The organism is Brevibacillus sp. NRRL NRS-603 (assembly GCF_003013445.1).
GTDB classification, from domain to species: Bacteria; Bacillota; Bacilli; order Brevibacillales; family Brevibacillaceae; genus Brevibacillus; species Brevibacillus formosus.
On the sequence record NZ_PXZN01000167.1, the window covers coordinates 1 to 884 of the forward strand.

2 protein-coding genes are annotated in these 884 nt (G+C 45.6%); both read right to left on the minus strand.

Annotated elements, in window-relative coordinates:
* Positions 1-326 (minus strand): flagellar brake domain-containing protein (locus C7R94_RS29660; protein WP_233220712.1); only part of this gene is annotated, 326 nt, incomplete at its 3' end.
* 173 nt (positions 327-499) lie between these two features.
* The coding region (locus C7R94_RS29665) for a PepSY1/2 domain-containing protein (RefSeq protein WP_199197986.1) at positions 500-884 on the minus strand (385 nt) is incomplete at its 5' end.

The following is an 884-nucleotide window of genomic DNA, read 5'->3' on the forward strand; positions in this document are numbered from 1 at the left end:
AAATGATAACGTCGAATTGGATCATCCAGTTTGATTGCGATATCTAGCGTGGTGTCAATTCTCAAGTAGTTTCGCCGCTGCGTTCGCACAATCTCCTCTTTATCCGGCAGTTGCAGAAGCAGTACAGGAATATGATTGTTTTGCCTGCCGACAATCGCAGAGCGGAATTCATAGCGTGAGCCATCCTCGCCAACATACCAAACCAAGCATTCTGTCCCTGGTTGAAATAAGCCAGTCCGTCCAGTGTTTTCGCTGGTTGGCAACTCGATGGAAGCTACATCATCCTTCAAATCCGCCACACGGCTTTTGAAAGTTTGCAGCTCCATTTCTTCTGAGGAACTCGTGAAGTTTAGTCTTATTGTTTGTCCTATTCGTGGAAGCATCATAAAGTAACTGTTCCTCTCCTTCCCTATCACCCTTTCCATTATATACCCTTTTGTTTGGAATCAGCAAATAGGGAAAGCCGCTCAAAAACTAGCTTTCCCCCTATTTTTTAGCACTATTGTCCTTCGTTCTGTCCTGATCCCGTTTCCATTTTCACAACTTCTTCTTCTTCTCCATTCATGGCATTGATGTAAACCATGTACGAATTCCCTTCAAAGCTGCCTGTCATTTCCCACGTCAGCACTTCTTTTCCATCGTTTTTCCCTTCGATAAGAGCAAGCCGCTGATCCGTCACTTTTACACTCGGATTGACTTTTTTCCTCGCTTCTTCTTTCGAGAGGCGGGGCTTGGAGAGAATTCTCTTTTTGTGATTAAACAGATACTCCGTCGAATTGTAGGCAGTAACCTCTCCATTGTCCAACGCAATCTCGACGACCACCCCGTCCGGATAAATTCTGACGCCATCCTGAACCGGCACAAACGTAAAGAGTGCGTTGCGG